13 protein-coding genes are annotated in these 16956 nt (G+C 40.2%); 2 read left to right on the forward strand and 11 right to left on the reverse strand.

Annotation, left to right across the window (positions count from 1 at the left end; all coding sequences use genetic code 11):
- Nucleotides 1-235 precede the first annotated feature (235 nt).
- The 8 genes from D8M04_RS07365 to D8M04_RS07400 all read right to left on the reverse strand — a co-directional run bounded on the left by D8M04_RS07365 (nucleotide 236) and on the right by D8M04_RS07400 (nucleotide 10407).
- Nucleotides 236-1780 (reverse strand): solute symporter family protein, encoded by a 1545-nt coding sequence (locus tag D8M04_RS07365; protein WP_121522253.1) that lies wholly within the window; start codon nucleotides 1778-1780, stop codon nucleotides 236-238.
- Nucleotides 1777-2130 carry a DUF485 domain-containing protein gene (locus D8M04_RS07370; RefSeq protein WP_121522254.1) on the reverse strand — a complete coding sequence of 118 codons (354 nt, stop codon included), beginning with the start codon at nucleotides 2128-2130 and terminating at the stop codon, nucleotides 1777-1779. Before D8M04_RS07370 ends, D8M04_RS07365 begins: the two co-directional genes overlap by 4 nt.
- Before the next feature lie 176 nt (nucleotides 2131-2306).
- Nucleotides 2307-3062: a LytR/AlgR family response regulator transcription factor gene (locus D8M04_RS07375; RefSeq protein ID WP_187695420.1), complete on the reverse strand. Its 756-nt coding sequence runs from the start codon at nucleotides 3060-3062 to the stop codon at nucleotides 2307-2309.
- Nucleotides 3063-3076: 14 nt separating this feature from the next.
- Nucleotides 3077-4816, reverse strand: a complete 1740-nt coding sequence (locus D8M04_RS07380; protein WP_246001160.1) for a LytS/YhcK type 5TM receptor domain-containing protein — start codon at nucleotides 4814-4816, stop codon at nucleotides 3077-3079.
- The gene (locus tag D8M04_RS07385) at nucleotides 4816-6360 is read right to left on the reverse strand and encodes a solute symporter family protein (RefSeq protein WP_222928578.1); all 1545 of its coding nucleotides are present in this window, start codon (nucleotides 6358-6360) and stop codon (nucleotides 4816-4818) included. Before D8M04_RS07385 ends, D8M04_RS07380 begins: the two co-directional genes overlap by 1 nt.
- A gap of 270 nt (nucleotides 6361-6630) precedes the next feature.
- Entirely contained in the window at nucleotides 6631-7251 is a 621-nt protein-coding gene (locus D8M04_RS07390) for an FMN-binding negative transcriptional regulator (RefSeq protein ID WP_121522258.1), read from the reverse strand.
- 50 nt (nucleotides 7252-7301) lie between these two features.
- Nucleotides 7302-8822: an alanine/glycine:cation symporter family protein gene (locus D8M04_RS07395; protein ID WP_121522259.1), complete on the reverse strand. Its 1521-nt coding sequence runs from the start codon at nucleotides 8820-8822 to the stop codon at nucleotides 7302-7304.
- Nucleotides 8823-9204: 382 nt separating this feature from the next.
- Nucleotides 9205-10407: an ornithine--oxo-acid transaminase gene (locus tag D8M04_RS07400; RefSeq protein WP_121522260.1), complete on the reverse strand. Its 1203-nt coding sequence runs from the start codon at nucleotides 10405-10407 to the stop codon at nucleotides 9205-9207.
- Between the two features lie 194 nt (nucleotides 10408-10601).
- Here D8M04_RS07400 and D8M04_RS07405 point away from each other — a divergent pair, with 194 nt between their 5' ends.
- Nucleotides 10602-11993 carry a sigma-54 interaction domain-containing protein gene (locus tag D8M04_RS07405; RefSeq protein ID WP_425464002.1) on the forward strand — a complete coding sequence of 464 codons (1392 nt, stop codon included), beginning with the start codon at nucleotides 10602-10604 and terminating at the stop codon, nucleotides 11991-11993.
- A 118-nt stretch (nucleotides 11994-12111) separates the two neighbouring features.
- Here the strand turns inward: D8M04_RS07405 and D8M04_RS07410 are convergent, their stop codons facing one another.
- From D8M04_RS07410 to nadC, 3 genes are all read right to left on the reverse strand, one after another.
- Nucleotides 12112-14058: a TRAP transporter permease gene (locus tag D8M04_RS07410; RefSeq protein ID WP_246001161.1), complete on the reverse strand. Its 1947-nt coding sequence runs from the start codon at nucleotides 14056-14058 to the stop codon at nucleotides 12112-12114.
- 167 nt (nucleotides 14059-14225) lie between these two features.
- Entirely contained in the window at nucleotides 14226-15233 is a 1008-nt protein-coding gene (locus tag D8M04_RS07415; RefSeq protein WP_121522262.1) for a TAXI family TRAP transporter solute-binding subunit, read from the reverse strand.
- Between the two features lie 13 nt (nucleotides 15234-15246).
- Complete coding sequence (nadC, locus tag D8M04_RS07420) at nucleotides 15247-16092, reverse strand: carboxylating nicotinate-nucleotide diphosphorylase (RefSeq protein WP_121522263.1); 846 nt, start codon at nucleotides 16090-16092, stop codon at nucleotides 15247-15249.
- A gap of 250 nt (nucleotides 16093-16342) precedes the next feature.
- Here nadC and D8M04_RS07425 point away from each other — a divergent pair, with 250 nt between their 5' ends.
- Nucleotides 16343-16876, forward strand: coding sequence for a transcription repressor NadR (locus tag D8M04_RS07425; RefSeq protein WP_121522264.1), 534 nt, complete (start codon nucleotides 16343-16345; stop codon nucleotides 16874-16876).
- The last annotated feature ends 80 nt before the right edge of the window (nucleotides 16877-16956 follow it).

A 16956-nucleotide genomic window follows, 5' to 3' on the forward strand; every position in this document is an offset into this window, starting at 1 on the left:
AAACGTGGCACGCATTCAGTCAAGAGGGCTATCATAAAGGGTATGAGCGACCGAACGAAGCACGTATTCAGTTAAAAGGGCTCTCATAAAGACCATGAGCGACCAAACGTGGCACGTATTCAGTTAAAAGGGCTCTCATAAGGACCACGAGCGACCGAAGAAAAGAAGTATGCAGTAATTACCACTCAAACAAAAAATGCTTGCAATCCTCGATTGCAAGCATTTTTTATCTCCTTTAGTGACTCACTCCACTACGCTTATATCCCGTATTTGCTTTCACCTTCACTTCTGCATACCGTTTCATATCTGTTTCCTTTGATAATATCGTACCTATATATCCCCCAAGAAATCCTAGTGGTACAGAAACTAGAGCTGGATTTGTAAGTGGGAAGATCGGTTCTCCAACGAACAATGCTGCTCCTTCCACTGGCGAGAAAACACTTGGGCTAATGGATACTAGGATTAACGCTGATAATAACCCGGTTAGCATGGCCGTAACTGCTCCTGTCGTATTGAATCTCTTCCAATACACCGTGTACAGAATAACTGGCAAGTTGGCACTTGCAGCAATACAAAAAGCAAGGGAAACAAGAAATGCTACATTTAAATATTGAGCAAATAGAGCTAAAACAATGGACAGAACAGATACGGCTAATGATGCATAGCGAGCCGCACGCACCTGCTCGGCTTCCGTTGTTTTTCCCTTTTTAATAATTTGACCGTATAAATCATGGGCAAATGCCGATGCGCCAGACAGCACAAGTCCTGCTACCACAGCGAGAATTGTTGCAAAGGCCACTGCTGAGATAAAGGCAAATAACCAGTCACCGCCGATTGCCTGGGCGAGTAGTGGTGCTGCCATATTTCCGCCTGGATTTGCCGCGATTATCGTTTCATGCCCAACAAAAGCAGCTGCACCAAACCCGAGGAATAATGTAAGAACATAGAAGATACCAATCACCCATGTTGCAATAACCACTGAGCTTCTTGCTGTCTGTGCGTCTTTTACAGTGAAGAATCGCATTAGAATGTGTGGCAATCCTGCCGTTCCAAGAACTAACGCCAGCATGAGTGAGAGCGTGCCAAGCGGATCAGTATATTGTAATCCAGGCATTAAATACGCTTCCCCATGGGCTGTAACGGACTTCACGTCTGTAAACATCTGACCAATATTAAAATTGAACTTTAACAATACGAGAAAGGTCATGACGACCATCCCAGCCATCAAAAGAACTGCTTTTACGATTTGCACCCAGCTCGTTGCAATCATTCCGCCAAATAATACATAAATAGTCATCATGACTCCTACAATAAGCACAGCCATCCAATATGGTATTCCAAACAATAGCTGGATTAATGCTCCTGCACCAACAAGCTGTGCAATCATATAGAAGGTGCTGATCGTTATCGTATTCAGTGCTGCCGCACCCCGAACTTTTCTAGCATCAAAACGGGAATTAATCATATCTGCAAGCGTATACTTACCAAGATTCCGCAGAGGCTCCGCAACCAGAAAGAGAACAACCAGATAAGCAATCAAGAATCCAATACTGTAGAAAAATCCATCAAAACCGAATAGAGCAATAGCGCCGGCAATCCCAAGGAAGGATGCCGCTGACAAATAGTCACCTGCAATGGCAAGCCCGTTCTGCATGCCAGTAAGCCCACCTCCTGCAGTATAAAAATCTCCTGCTGTTTGTGTCTTTCTAGCAGCAAAGAAAGTAATTACAAGAGTTAATAAGACAATAGCTAGAAAAAGTATAATAACCGTTGCACTCATCTTGATTTCCTCCCTTGCTCCATCTCATCGATAATTTGTTCTGCTTGCTTATCAAATGTTGCTGCCTTCTTCACATAAACCGTACATAAAACCCATGTCATCACAAATTGCGCTAAAGCAAACAACCACACCCAGGAAATATCTCCAATTGCTGGTGTGTTTAGAAAGGTTGTATAAGAAGTCAAAATTGGCAGTGAAAAGTAAAAAACCAGAAAGAAAATCGTTAATGGAACAATAAATTTTTTCCGATCACGCATTAGCTTTTTAAATGATCTACTCTCGATGACTTGAACATAGTCTACTTCTTCTCGCGAATTCCGTACCTGTCTCTTTTCTTGTTCTACACCCATATCCATCCTCCTTCGATTTGGAATGGAGTTTTTGCTTAGAAAACCTGACCATTCCTTGAATCGCCACAAAATGTAAGCGGTTACCGGAATTATATTAGATTTATCACCACATAGGAGGAAATTTGCCTCAACGGTTCTAAATGATGGTTGAGCTGTTCTTATTTGGTTTTTAATGGTTAATTACCAAATAATTCAAAAAGCTGTTTCCTTGCAGCCCGACTAACCGGAATGGTTGTTTGCTTTTTATCTCTTAATGTCACATTGCTTGTTCCATTGAACCACGGTGTAATCTCCTGAATATGGTTCAGATTGACAAGGTAACTGCGGTGTGTTCTAAAAAAAGCATGTCCCTGAAGTTTCTTTTCAAGCTCCTGCAATGTCATGCGACTAACAATCACTTTATCCTCTGTATGAATTTCTAACATCCGCTTAAATGGAACAGCATAATAAATCGAATCTGGTGACAGCACGACGGTCCGGTCATGGTCATCAATCAATAATTTCGCTGCAGGAGCTTTCACATGACTAGATACTTGTGGCGTTCCCTCTTTTTCTGGTTGCTCCAATCGTTTGCGAATCCGATTCATTGCTGTCTGTAACCGATCTGAATCATAAGGCTTTAAGATATAGTCAACAGCTTCTATTTCGAATGCTTCTACTGCATAGTCATCATACGCAGTGGTAAAAACAAATAAAGGAACTTTCATGTAAGAAAGCTCAGTTATTTTCTTCGCCGCATCCACACCACGCATCCCTGGCATGTGAACATCCAAAAAAATAACATCAGGCTCATGCTCTACGTAGAGTTCAACCAGCTGTTCTCCAGTCATAGCACTTGGCAGAAGATGCACATCCGGTTCCTTTTCCAATAAATAGATTAATTCCTCACGTGCCAATTGTTCGTCTTCGGCAATCATTGTATAGATTTTCATAATAACCTACCTTTCTATTTGTTCAGGATAGGGATGGTGAAATATACTTCGCTTCCATTCCCAGGTAAATTGCGTACATGTAAGCGCGCTTCCTCACCAAGCAGATTCATTAACCGTTGATTGACATTATATAAACCAGTCCCACCATGCTGACGATTGGTTAACATCACATCTCCTATTTGCGATAAAATTTCCTCAGGAAATCCGCGTCCATTGTCTCGAACGCTTACCTTCAATGTATAGGCTGTTTTTTCGATATTCACATCGATTATTCCACCTTCCGTAACACGCTCCAGACCATGTCCGACACTATTTTCAACAAGCGGCTGAATCGTAGAAGGTGGAATAAGCAAATGGGAGACACCCTCAGGCTCCGAAAAATTTATTTGCAGCCGGCCCGTAAAACGTGTTTGAATAATGGTGATATACGCCTTCACATGTTCGAATTCCTTTTCCAAGGGCACGAGGTGTGTCGATACAAGCTTGAGGTTAAATCGCATGAAATGCGCCAGTTGAATGGTTATATGCCTTGCCTTTTCATGGTCTTTACGAATAAGAGACGCAATCATATGCAATGTGTTGAAAAGAAAATGCGGATTAATCTGTGCTTGTAAATTACTCAACTCCGCATCACGCGTGTGCAATTCAAGCTGTTCTGCCTTTATTGCTTTTAACTGATTGGTAATTAATTGTCCAAGCCCTTCCGCTAACATTAATTCAACTGGGCGGATTTGCTGGGCTTTGCGAAAATACAATTTAATCAGCCCAATAGCCTTATTCCCCTCCAGAATCGGGATAATAATGACAGCTTCTAATGGACAATTGTTATCCGTACATTGGATTTCTTCCTGAGAATAAGCAACAATCATTTGCTTCGTATCTATCGCCCTTTTTGATATTTGGGTCGTTAAATGATTTCCTATCCGATGATGATCACTGCCTAAGCCTTTATGTGCCATGACTTCCTTTTCATTTGTCACGGTAACAGCTGCAAGTTTCAGACGTGCATAGAGCAGATTCGCAATTCCCTCCGCCTTTTCCTTAAAGGAATCCTCTTTTAAGTATGGCAGTGCCTCCTCTGCAATGGTTAGTGCCTGTTTTGTTGCAAAAGCAGCTTCATTTTCCTGTTCTCGTAGCACGACAGCAATCATTGCAGTAAAAATCGCTATGGCAATACTGTTTGATAATACAACCGGTATTCCAATTGTATTTACAATTGCAATCATCTCTTGATCCGCTGAATGGAAAATAAGCAAAAGATGCATTAATAAAATAGGAGGGAAAATCCCTATGAATAGCGATTTTATCGGTGATATAACACGCTCCTGTGAAAAAAAGCGAGCTGTATATCCTGCTAATAATCCTGTGAGTGGGTTGACAAGACTATTCGCAAGAAAGCCGATTCCACCTAGAAAGAACAGATGGGTTCCTGCAATGATCCCGGCGCCGATGCCAACAATTGGCCCCCCTAATAAACCAGCAATAACGATGGCAACTAAACTAGAGCTTACAACCATTTGATTCTCTTCTACATACCAAACAAACTCACGTATTACGTTAAAATCAGTATCTATGATCACTCCAGTCAATGTGCCTGCAACACCAAACAGACCAAACACACCCGCATGGATAATTGCCATTTTATAACTGAACTCTCGATAGAGCAGAGAGCGGAACCCAGGGCTTCGCGTAAGGACAAACGCGACGACTAACAATAGACCTAAACGTTCAAACAAAACAAGTGTCAATTGCATCACGAGCTCTCTCTCCTTGCATCAATCCCTGTTTGTGCTCGCATATAAAACGAATCGAATGGAACGATGTTTCCCTTCTTATTGCGTGATAGAACCGTTCCAAGATATGCCCCTAAAAAGCCGATTGGTATCGCGATAATTCCAGGGTTATAGAGTGGAATAAGTGCTTCTCTTCTAATCCAGCCTCCTTCCAGATTCATCATATGAGGCCCGACGATAAGCAGCAGGATAGAGGCAGTTAAACCACAAACCATCCCAGTAATGGCACCTGTCTGATTAAACCTCCGCCAATAAATGGTTAATAATAGGACTGGGAGATTACTGGAAGCAGCGACAATAAAGGTTAAAGAAACAAGAAACGTGACATTCATATTTCTAAGCCCAAGTGCAAGTAAAGTAGAAAGGAGCCCTATAAAAAATGCGGTCCATCGTGCAGCTTGCATACGCTTCTTTTCTGTTGTATTTCCTTTTTTAATAATATGGAAATAAATATCATGAGAGAATGCGGTTGTAGCTGAAATCACTAAACCAGCTACAACTGCCACAATCGTTGTAAAAGCAATTGCCGCGATAAACGCCATAAGAAAGTCGCCACCTAATTCCTCTGCCAATAACGGTGCAGCTAAATTCCCAGATGGATCAAGTGCAACCAAATCTTCAAACCCAACCAACGCAACAGCACCCAATCCTAAAACAAGGGCAATTAAATAAAAAACACCAATGATCCAGCTGGCAGTTAACACAGATTTACGTACTTCTACCGAATTACGAACAGTTAATAGCCGGATCAAAATATGGGGTAATCCAGCGGTACCTAGAATTAATGCAAGGTGAAGTGAAACCGTTTCTAGCGGATTATGAAACAAGTGACCTGGCAATGAAAATTGCTCACCAAAAGGCGAACGAAGTGTAACCTGTTCCAGAAGGATGGACATGCTCCAGTCAAACCGTGAGAATAAGATGAGTGCTAGTAAAAATGAGCCAGATAGCAGCAATACCGTTTTGACGATTTGGACCCATGAGGTGGCAAACATCCCACCAAATACAACATAAATGGTCATCAGTATTCCGATTATTATTACAGAATTGGAATAACTAATATTTAATAATAAACGGATTAACAATCCTGCAGCCACTAACTGTGGAATCATATAAAGAACGGAAATAATGAGCGCTCCCACAGCCATTATTCCACGCATTCTATAACTTGGAAAGCGTGAGCAAACAACATCGCCAAGTGAATATTTCCCTAAATGATGGACTGGCTCAGCTATAAAGAACAAGACAATTAAATAGGAAACTAAAAAACCAATCGCATATAAAAGTCCATCAAAACCATTTATCGCAATCGTACCAACAATTCCTAAAAAGGAAGCAGCACTAATATAATCTCCCGCAATTGCCATGCCATTTTGCGTACCTGTTAAACTTCCAGCCGCCACATAAAACTGATTTGTCGTTTTACTTTGCCTCGCCGCCCAATAGGTAATAATCAATGTACAAAAGACAATACAAAGGAAAAATAGCAGATAGGTAATGTTCATTGCGTCACCTTCAGTTTTAATGGTTAATGGAGGGCTAAAAATACCGTTGGCCATATCTTGGTTATGTAAAAATTTGTTAAATTCTATATTTTTTATTTATTACAATTTTATATGATAAGGATGGAGAAGTAAAGATTTGGAGCGGACGGAGGGAACGTGACTCTGGCCTATTCATCACTTACACTTAACGCGTTAAACAAAAAAATGAACAAAAGACAAGCGTTTACTTTGCCTTTTGTTCGTTGCTTAGTAGTATTATCCCTGCAGAAGTTAACGAAATGACCCCCTGTTTTTCATCACTTCTGCTATATGATGAGAAATTATATCTTCTTCTTCAAACAGCCTATCCATTATGTTGTGATAGTCCTCTGCAGTTCGATTTTGACTTAATTTATATGCTGCAAAAACTTCTTGTACCTTTATTTTGAATCCAACAATACCTCTCATTTGTTTTTTAGTTTGGTCTTTAAGATTTCCCCATAATACTGGGTTTTCACGGGAAGTCTCGTATCTTTGTAATAATAATCTTAAGTCTTCTTCCAGCTCATGTTCATTCATCAAACTAGCTGGGCCATATACATGGACAGATTGGTAATTCCATGTCGGTACATTTTCATGTTTATACCAAGATGAGGAAATGTAGGCATGTGGGCCTTGAAACATAACAAGGACATTTTCATTTTCAGCATCAAACGTTTTCCATTGTGGGTTTGCGTATGCCAGATGCCCTGTTATGTAAAAATCATCTCCTTCTTTACGTAATTGCAATGGTACATGGGTAGCAATAGGTACACCATCTTTTGTGGTGACAACTGTTCCAAAAGAATTCTTCTGAATAAATTCTCTTATTTCATTAAAGTCTGTCACTCTAAAGTGCTTCGGAATAAACATGATAACCCACCTTTCAAAACAATCTTCTTTTATAACGGATGTCTTTGTATTTAGTTCACGTTTGTTTCTTCTTTCTTCAATCCAGTTCCATCCCGTTCTTTCAATGCCGCTAATTGCTCGGGATATTTCTTTTCAGTAATTTCATTCCATAGTTCTGCGTTTTTAATACCGCATCTTTCGGGAATAAAAACGGGATCCAGCCCCATCCTTTTTTGTTCCTCGTAATCTCTCAAAGTGGCAAGCCCTGGCTTTGTTAATAGGATAATGACGATGATGTTTAACCACGCCATCATTCCAACTCCAATGTCAGCAAGGTTCCAAGCTACCATAGACGAGCGGATGGTTCCGTAGAAGATGGAAATAACTAGAATTGTCTTGATAGAAAATGAAATGGTACTAAAATGTTTGTTGTTTCTAAATAAATAGGCTACATTACTTTCTGCATAAACTCCAAAAGCAATCAATGTGGTAAAGGCGAAAAAGAAAATGGCAATGGCGATAAACGGACTTCCGAATCCAGGGATCAGTAAATCGATTGCCTCTTGAGCGAAGGCTGTGCCTCCTTCAACCCCTGGCATATTTTCAGCTAAGAACCCACCAGCCGGATTGACAACATTGTAACTACCGGTAGAGATGATCATAATAGCTGTTGCTGTACAAACGAGCAGTGTATCCACATAGACGGAGAACCCTTGGACAAGTCCCAGTTTAGCAGGATGGGATACTTCCGCAGTACCAGCTGCAAGCGCGCCAGTACCCTGACCTGCCTCATTGGAGTAAAGACCCCTTTTCACTCCCCACATAATGGCATGTCCAAAGATTGCTCCATATGCTGCATTCAAATTAAATGTAGAACTGAAAATCAAAGCAAATATTTCAGGTACATCTTTTATATTGAAAAACATAATAACTAATGCCAGAATAATGTAAGCGACAGCCATAAAAGGCACTACAAGTTCAGCCACCTTAGCAATTCTCTTGATCCCGCCAAAAATAACAAATGCGAATAGTCCAGCAACAATAATGCCAGTAACTACTGGAGTAATGCCAAATGCGTCATTTGCTGATTCTGCAATGTTAAACGCCTGTACTCCCGGACCCGTAAAACCAGTTGCAATAATGGTTACAATCGCAACTAATACCGCAAGAGGCTTATTTTTCAATCCTTTTTCGATGTAGTAAGCTGGTCCCCCGCGATAATCATCCGCAACATCTTGTTTCCAAACCTGTGCTAATGCAGATTCAATATAAGCAGAGCCAGCTCCTAAAAAGGCGATCATCCACATCCAAAAAACCGCCCCAGGACCGCCAAAATAAATGGCAGTTGCTACCCCAGCGATATTCCCAACACCTACTCGACCACCTAATGCCATTGCAAAGCTTTGAAAAGAAGATACTCCTTTTGCTGAATCTCGCCCATTGAGCAAGTGGTAAACCATGTCTTTAAAGAGACGTAACTGCGGAAACTTCATAAGAACTGAAAAGTAAATTCCAGCTCCTATTAAAAGATAAACTAAGCCATTACTCCAGATTAGCTCTGCTACTTTACTTGTAATAGCAGCAAAATCCATATCAAAACCCCTTATATTGATTAATTTTATTTTTTTTTACAGGTCAGACTGGTTCTATGTACATTAACTTGAAGAATTCAACCGTACTAATCATAGTTAGAGGAGTACCATATTAAAGATTGAGGTCTCCTTTCTAAGATAAAGTACTGACATTCCCTTGCTGCCGCCTCTTGTAGTTGCTTAGAACTCTGCTGTTTTTAACTAATTTCCCTTGCTCCCAATCTAATAAACTATAAATTGCACATTAAATTAACTTGGGCATTCCGTGGAACAATAGTCGCTTCGTGTTTTTTACAGTTCTTTGCCTTTAAGACCATAAAACGTGGGGAGAAAATGACTGCCCCCACGTTCTTTATATTCACTGATTAACGATTCCCACCGTTTATTTTGAAAGTACTTTATTAATTTTCTCGATTGCCCAGTCAAGCTCTTCTTGTTTGATAACGAGTGGTGGAGCGAATCGGATTGTGTTTTCATGGGTTTCCTTGCACAATACACCTTCTTCTTTTAATTCTTCACAATATTTGCGAACGGGATGGTGAAACTCGACACCAATGAACAATCCTCGTGCTCGAACAGCTTTTATTTCAGGATTATCGATCCTGTTTAATGCATTTTCGAAGTATTCCCCAAGTTCCAGTGATCTCTTAGCCAAATCTTCCTCTTCAATTACATGTAGTGCAGCTAGTGAAACTGCACACGCCAATGGGTTACCGCCAAAAGTAGAACCATGTGATCCGGGTGTGAAAACATCCATGATCTCTTTATTAGCTGCAATGGCGGATACTGGGAATACCCCACCACCTAGCGCTTTCCCCATCACATAAATATCTGGAACAACATCTTCCCATTCACATGCAAACATCTTTCCTGTACGCGCAAAACCTGTTTGCACTTCATCTGCAATAAATAATACGTTGTTTTCCTTACAGACTTCACGAATGGCTTTTAAATACCCTTCTGGCGGAATGATGATACCTGCTTCTCCTTGTATTGGTTCAACAATTACCGCAGCTGTATTGGGTGTAATGGCAGCTGCAATGGCATCACCATCCCCATATTCCACTTTTTTAATATTTGGTACAAATGGTCCGTAATCTTTTGTAGCATCTGGATCATTAGATAAGGAAATCGCGTTCAGAGTACGTCCGTGGAAATTCCCTTTAGCAGCGATGATTTCTGCCTTATTATCTGCTACTCCTTTTACTTCATAGGCCCAGCGCCTAGCTGCTTTAATCGCTGTTTCAACTGCTTCTACACCTGTATTCATAGGTAACACTTTATCTTTACCAGTTAATTCAGCAACCCGTTTCGTCCACGGTCCTAGTAATTCATTATGAAATGCACGAGAAGTTAGGGTTACTTTATCTGCTTGTTCTTTAAGAGCAGCAATGATTTTTGGATGGCGATGTCCTTGGTTTACTGCAGAATAAGCACTTAACATATCCATATATTGATTGCCCTCAGGATCTTTCACCCAGACGCCCTGAGCTTCTGAAACAACAATTGGCAGGGGATGATAGTTATGAGCTCCATAATGCTCCGTTAATTCCATAATCTCCTCAGATACTGCTTTTATGGTCATCTTGCACCTCTCCCTTTTATTCATCTATCCACTTTTATTCATGCGAAATTCATACCAACATATATATTGTTGATTTAGATGCATTTTAATGTGAACTTGTGCAAAATAATTCTGCACAAAAAGGAATTTACTGCAAAAATATTTTGCATTTTTCTATTTATTTAATAAACTGGATAATAGAGGGGGGATGCTTTGTGGACCAAGATAGAAAGAATATACAAGACCTAATTGAAATGAATCATCTGTACGAACAGCTCCTTAATAAAGTAGATGTAGGTATTCATGTGATCAATGATCATGGTAAAACGATTATTTATAATAAAAAAATGATGGAAATCGAGTCAATGGAAGCCTCGGATGTGCTTGGGAAAGATGTACGGGAGGTATTTTCATTCAATGAAAATCAGCACAGTACACTTGTTCATACATTAAAAACAGGAGAAGTCACCAAAGGTGTCAGACAGACGTATTTCAATAATAAAGGACAAGAAATAACAACAATTAATGATACATTTCCATTCCTAAAGGAAGGAAAAATCACAGAAGCCGTTGAAATCGCGAAGGATGTTACGCAGCTGGAACATGTCATCAAAGAGAATGTCCTCCAAAAGAAAAATACCCATTATACATTTGATAGGATTATTGGACAAAATGAGGAATTTCTTCATGTAATCGATGAAGCAAAACGGGCAACGCGAACAACCTCATCTGTATTAATCATTGGAGAAACAGGAACTGGTAAAGAATTGTTCGCTCAAAGTATTCATAATGGCAGTTCGCGCTCCCATACGCCTTTTATTGCGCAAAATTGTGCGGCCATCCCTGAAAATTTGCTGGAAAGTTTGCTATTTGGAACGAAAAAAGGGGCATTTACCGATGCTATTGATTCTCCTGGGCTTTTTGAACAAGCAGATGGTGGAACCTTGCTGCTCGATGAAATTAACTCACTAGACTTTGACCTTCAAGCAAAGCTCCTAAGAGTTCTTCAGGAGAAAACAATTAGAAGAATTGGCGACACGAAGGATAAAAAGGTGGATGTCCGCATTATTGCAACAATGAATGAAGATCCAGCTGAAATTTTAGCAGATAAGCGAATAAGAAAAGACTTATATTATCGACTTAGTGTCGTAACCTTATATATTCCACCATTAAGGGAAAGAAAAAAAGACATTATGCCGTTAGCACAAGAGTTTATTAATAAATATAATGTATTATTTCATATGAGTGTAAGGGAAATTAGCGAGGAGGCAAAAATCCTCCTCCACCAGCATGACTGGCAAGGAAATGTTAGGGAGCTGGAGCATACCATTGAAGGGGCAATGAACCAAGTCATCGATGAAGAAGTGATCCAATCTCACCATTTACCAATCAGGCTGCGAAAAAGATACCAGGATGGTCATAAGAACCGCATCATTCCTGAGGCAGATCCCAAGACAGAAACGTTGAAGGATAAAATGGAAGAACTGGAAAAGGCCTATATTAGACAGGTTCTTGCTGAACATCAGCATAATATAACACGAACTGCAAAAATTCTTGGCATGAGCAGACAGAGTCTTCAATATCGGATAAAGAAATTTGGGATATAGCTAGGTAAACTTTTGAAATTACTGTTTAGTTATTAAAACCGCAGGACAGGAATATCTGTAAATCTACTCCTATAGTACGCACAAAAGACCAAGTGACTTCACACTTGGTCTTAACTACCTACAAGGAAACTCGTTGCCTATCCATGTGGTCCTGTGGTACAGTCATTTCTTCTTTTCTCTTATATTGAACAGCAAAGACTAGTATAAGCATTATAATACCAATTACACTCGTCCATAAACTCGCATACATCGATAATGCACCAATGATGATTAAAAGGATTCGTTCGAGTAAGGTAGCTTTTGTTCTTAACCAACCGATTATTCCTGCCGCGAGAGCAATGACACCAATAGCAGCAGTCAGGAAGGCAAGAAGCACTTCTCCGAAATTTCCTTCCATCAATAGGGCTGGCTCCATAACGAACATGTATGGGACAACAAATCCAACGATACCTAATTTAACAGCCTCCAGACCTACTCGATTTGGATTGGCATCCGCAATTCCAGCCGCTGCATAGGCTGCGACGGCAACTGGAGGTGTGATTGCTGAGAAAATAGAAAAGTATACGATAAATAAATGGGCAGCCGTGACAGATAAACCTAATTCAATTAGGGATGGCGCTGCAAGCATCGCTGTTAATATATAAGCAGCAGCGACAGGCATGCCCATACCTAACACGATGCATATAAGCATCACAAGAATTAATGTAGGGAAAAGCATCCCCTCTGTTAATCCAAGGACAATACTCGTTACCTTTCCACCAAGTCCGGTTGTCATAATTCCTGCAATTATTAGTCCCGCTGCCGCGCAGGCGATCGTTACCGGAACAGAAGATTTTGCGCCATCTACTAAGGCAGAACAAATCTTTCCGAAGCCCATTCTTGTTTCTTTACGGAACCAGCTAACGATTACTACTGCAAGAATTCCATAAAATCCAGTTCTTGATGCACTGTAGCCTTGCAATAAAAGGAAAACAAGTACGATTAATGGAATAAAATAAAACCAACCTTCTTTTAGAACATCTGTTACCTTTGGTATATCTTCCTTTGCAGGTCGTGGCAAATTAAGTCGCATTGCCTCAAAATGCACCATGGCAAACAAAGAAACATAGTAAAGAATCCCAGGAATCACTGCTGCAATAACAATAGATCCATATGACATTTGGGTAACAGCTGCCATGAGAAATGCGGATGAACCCATAACTGGCGGCAAGATACTTCCCCCTGTAGAGGCAGCCGCTTCTACCGCTGCAGCAACTGTGGGGGTATAGCCTGACTTTTTACTAATAGGAATCGTAAAGTTTCCAGTTGTCACTACATTTGCCGTTGGACTGCCTGAAATCGAGCCAAATAATGCACTGGCCAGTACTGCTACCTTTGCAGATCCTCCCCTTGTCCTTCCTGCAATTGCTATTGAAATCCGAAAGAAGAATTCTCCAGCACCTGACTTTTGCAAAAATGCACCAAATAGCATGAACATAAACACAAAGGATGCAGCGACAGAAATGGGCGATCCCCATAATCCATTAAAGCTAAAACTGAGCTCTTCTATAAATTCAACCGCTGACATTTCTCGATGAGTGAACAATCCGTTTAAATGATGACCCCACAATGTGTAACCGAAGCCAAGAAACACCAGGACAACAATTGGAAAACCAATCGTTCGGCGTGTTGCCTCAATGGTTAAAAGAATAAACACCAATCCAAAAAAGATATCCCATGCTGTTAAGGGATTCATAATTGGAATTCTTACCGCAATCCTTCCCGCATGTACAGTAAAGTAAATACCTGCACTTATTGCTAGAATGACAAAACCATAGTCTATAAAACTTGGTCTATGACTTCGAATGGCTACTTTTTTCGTATAGCCATAGAGTAAAAAAGTTAAAGCAAGGATAAAAGCCAAGTGAAGTGCCAATTGATTAAGGGGATCTATTTTCCCAAAAATAACAGACCAAATTTGATAGACAGATAATCCAAAAGCTAGGATGATAAAGAGTTTCCTATTTAAGCCTGTTAGGTTACGCTTATATCCTTCCACAAACCATCCATATAATAGGCTTTCCATGTTCACAATATTATGACTCCTTTTTAGTTAACTTGACTGTCGCTTAAGCCTTGTGTAAGGCAATAAGATATTTTTCTTACCCGTCAAGAAAAACGAATTTTACCTCAGTTTGCCTAGCAGGTTCTAACAAAATGAGATTACTCCTCTCTAAAGCTTCAAAAGAAGAGTTACGGCAGCATTCCTTTCTCACGGTAGAATTTTTCTGCGCCTGGGTGGAGTGGTACATTGCCGACGTTCATCATATTCTCCATTGAAAGATTTTTAAATTCCGAGTGGACCGTTCTTAGATAATCCAAATTCTCGTAAATTGCTTCCGTTATTTGATAGACTTCTTCCATGGATGCGTCTTTATGTGCAATAAGAATTGCTGGTGTACTAACGGTTTCTACATCCTCCTGTAAAAAGGAATATGAGGATTTATCGATTGTTCCCCGATTCATATCAAGCTCCTCGGAAACACCTTGAATGACCTCCTCACTTAAAGGAAGAATTTTCAAGTTCATGATCGTAGAAGCTTCTATAATATCACTGGAAGGTGCAGACACCGCATCCCCAGTAGCATCGATTCGATTATCGGCCATCATTTCAAATGTTTTCGATCCGGATAAATAATCGACTGACCCTCCCCAAGACAGGATATCCTCATAAGATATACCGTATTCTTGTAAAACTTTTCGAGTAATAATTTCACCAGCAGTGCCCTTCTGATCAACCGCCAAGCGGATGGGAGCCTGCTGCTGGGCCATTTCTTCAAAAGAATGATAAGGAACATCCTCGGAAACTACAAATTGATAGTAATTCCCCGGAATAACGACACTAACGGCACGAATATCCTTATATGGCTGATCGTAAGGCTCTTCCCCTGTATACGCCGCATAGGAAGTCATTGCATACGACAATCCGTACGGTACTAGCCCTGTTGCCACCTTTAGTGGGTTTTCAACAATTCCTCCAGGCTCTACCGTAATAATGGCCCCTTCATTTTCCCTGCGGATTGATTCCGCAATCCCCTCTGCGAAAACTGACCAGGAGCCACCAACCCTTCCTCCAACAATCGTCGTATTGAGTGGTTCGATTGATTCCTCCGATGCGTTTACTGTTGACTTGTTCTCATTTTCACATGAAGTTAAAAAAATTATCGCTAAAATAATGAAGTAAATAAAGCGCTTTTTCATGGCATGTCTCCTGTTATTTTTTACTTCCCTCTTTTACTTGTAGGCTAATATCCAATGCTTTAACGGAATGAGTTAACGCACCCAATGATATGTACTCTACCCCAGTATTTGCATAGGATGCTAAATTTTCTATGGTAATCCCACCAGAAGCTTCCGTAACGATCTGCTCTGGTACAAGTGCTGCAAATTCCTTCACTTCTTCTGGACTGCGGTTATCAAACATAATGACATCCGCACCTGCTTCTACCGCCTCCAGCACCTCTTCCCTATTTTCTGTTTCTACCTCAATCTTTACCATATGTCCGACGGCTTCACGTGCTTTGTCAACTGCCTTCGTAATCGAACCACAATAGGAAATATGATTATCCTTTATCATCACACCATCATATAAACCATTGCGATGATTCTTTCCTCCACCAGAAGTAACCGCATACTTATCAAGCATCCTTATTCCTGGCATCGTTTTTCTCGTATCACAAATGCGGATAGATGGATCATTCAATACTTCAATACAGTGGTTTGTCATCGTTGCAATTCCGCTCATTCGCTGCAATAGGTTTAAAATTACACGTTCCCCGGTAAGGATGGAACGAACAGGACCATAAACTTCTGCAATCACTGCTTGTGGCCTGACTTTCTCACCATCTTTATAATGAAGCTTAACCTCCATTTTTAGATTGAGTAATCGATAGGTCTCTTCAATAATGGCTAGTCCCGACAGAACTCCAGCTTCTTTTGCAATGAACACGCCTTTTCCCATTTGGTCTTCAGGGAAAATTGATTCACTGGTTATATCCTGATCACCGATGTCTTCTATTAAAAAAGATTGGAGTGCTTTTCGTAGTTTAATCTTATTCATAGTCATGCTCCTTCCCTTTAAGTCGTTAGTTTGTGATTGTTTTCACATTTAATGCATGAAAAGACGAGTTATATGTAGTGAAAATACTGCTATTTTGATAGCCATATTCTATATATATATCCACCTGTCTTGACATCTATATTTACATAGAATTAATATATTATCAAGAACTTTTTTAATAATAGATTATAATTGAACTACTTAAGATAAAATTACGTTGTTACTTTAAAATGAAAGAGGAGGGCGAATAATGAAACAGCAAGAAAAAATGCCTTCAGCACAAAGACAGAACCTTATCCTTACAAAACTAAAAGAGGCAAACCAGCCAATTAGTGGCAGTGAATTTGCCAAACTAACCAATGTATCCAGGCAGGTTATTGTTCAGGATGTGTCTATATTGAAGGCAAAAAATGAACCAATTATCGCAACTAGTCAAGGGTATATGTATCTAAAGAATGAACAAGAGGATCATCAAAAGAAGAAAGTAATCGCGTGTAAGCATAATGCCAGCCAAACGAAAGAAGAGCTATACTTGATCGTGGACCATGGTGTCACCATCAAGGATGTCATAGTGGAACACGCTGTGTATGGAGACTTAACAGCCTCTATCCGAGTTAGTACGCGTAAGGAAGTTAATCAATTTATCGAAAAAATCAATGCTGCGGATGCATCTTACCTATCTGCTTTAACAAACGGAATTCACTTACACACCCTCGAAGCCGATTCACTAGCTAAGATTGAAGCTGCCTGTGACGACTTGAAGAAAGCAGGTATTCTAATTTAAATGGTGAGCCTTATGGCTGGCTTTAATGCAGGACTGTGGAAATACGTTCAATAGCCCAGTTATAATCTAAATTCTCAAGT

It is taken from the genome of Oceanobacillus piezotolerans, assembly GCF_003665065.1.
GTDB lineage: Bacteria > Bacillota > Bacilli > Bacillales > Amphibacillaceae > Oceanobacillus > Oceanobacillus piezotolerans.

Bases quoted from the DNA above. Each gene is read 5' to 3' on its own strand.
- D8M04_RS07365 (WP_121522253.1), bottom strand. From the start codon at position 1,780: ATGAGTGCAACGGTTATTATACTTTTTCTAGCTATTGTCTTATTAACT.
- D8M04_RS07370 (WP_121522254.1), bottom strand. From the start codon at position 2,130: ATGGGTGTAGAACAAGAAAAGAGACAGGTACGGAATTCGCGAGAAGAA.
- D8M04_RS07375 (WP_187695420.1), bottom strand. From the start codon at position 3,062: ATGAAAATCTATACAATGATTGCCGAAGACGAACAATTGGCACGTGAG.
- D8M04_RS07380 (WP_246001160.1), bottom strand. From the start codon at position 4,816: ATGCAATTGACACTTGTTTTGTTTGAACGTTTAGGTCTATTGTTAGTC.
- D8M04_RS07385 (WP_222928578.1), bottom strand. From the start codon at position 6,360: ATGAACATTACCTATCTGCTATTTTTCCTTTGTATTGTCTTTTGTACA.
- D8M04_RS07390 (WP_121522258.1), bottom strand. From the start codon at position 7,251: ATGTTTATTCCGAAGCACTTTAGAGTGACAGACTTTAATGAAATAAGA.
- D8M04_RS07395 (WP_121522259.1), bottom strand. From the start codon at position 8,822: ATGGATTTTGCTGCTATTACAAGTAAAGTAGCAGAGCTAATCTGGAGT.
- D8M04_RS07400 (WP_121522260.1), bottom strand. From the start codon at position 10,407: ATGACCATAAAAGCAGTATCTGAGGAGATTATGGAATTAACGGAGCAT.
- D8M04_RS07410 (WP_246001161.1), bottom strand. From the start codon at position 14,058: ATGGAAAGCCTATTATATGGATGGTTTGTGGAAGGATATAAGCGTAAC.
- D8M04_RS07415 (WP_121522262.1), bottom strand. From the start codon at position 15,233: ATGAAAAAGCGCTTTATTTACTTCATTATTTTAGCGATAATTTTTTTA.
- nadC (WP_121522263.1), bottom strand. From the start codon at position 16,092: ATGAATAAGATTAAACTACGAAAAGCACTCCAATCTTTTTTAATAGAA.
- D8M04_RS07425 (WP_121522264.1), top strand. From the start codon at position 16,343: ATGAAACAGCAAGAAAAAATGCCTTCAGCACAAAGACAGAACCTTATC.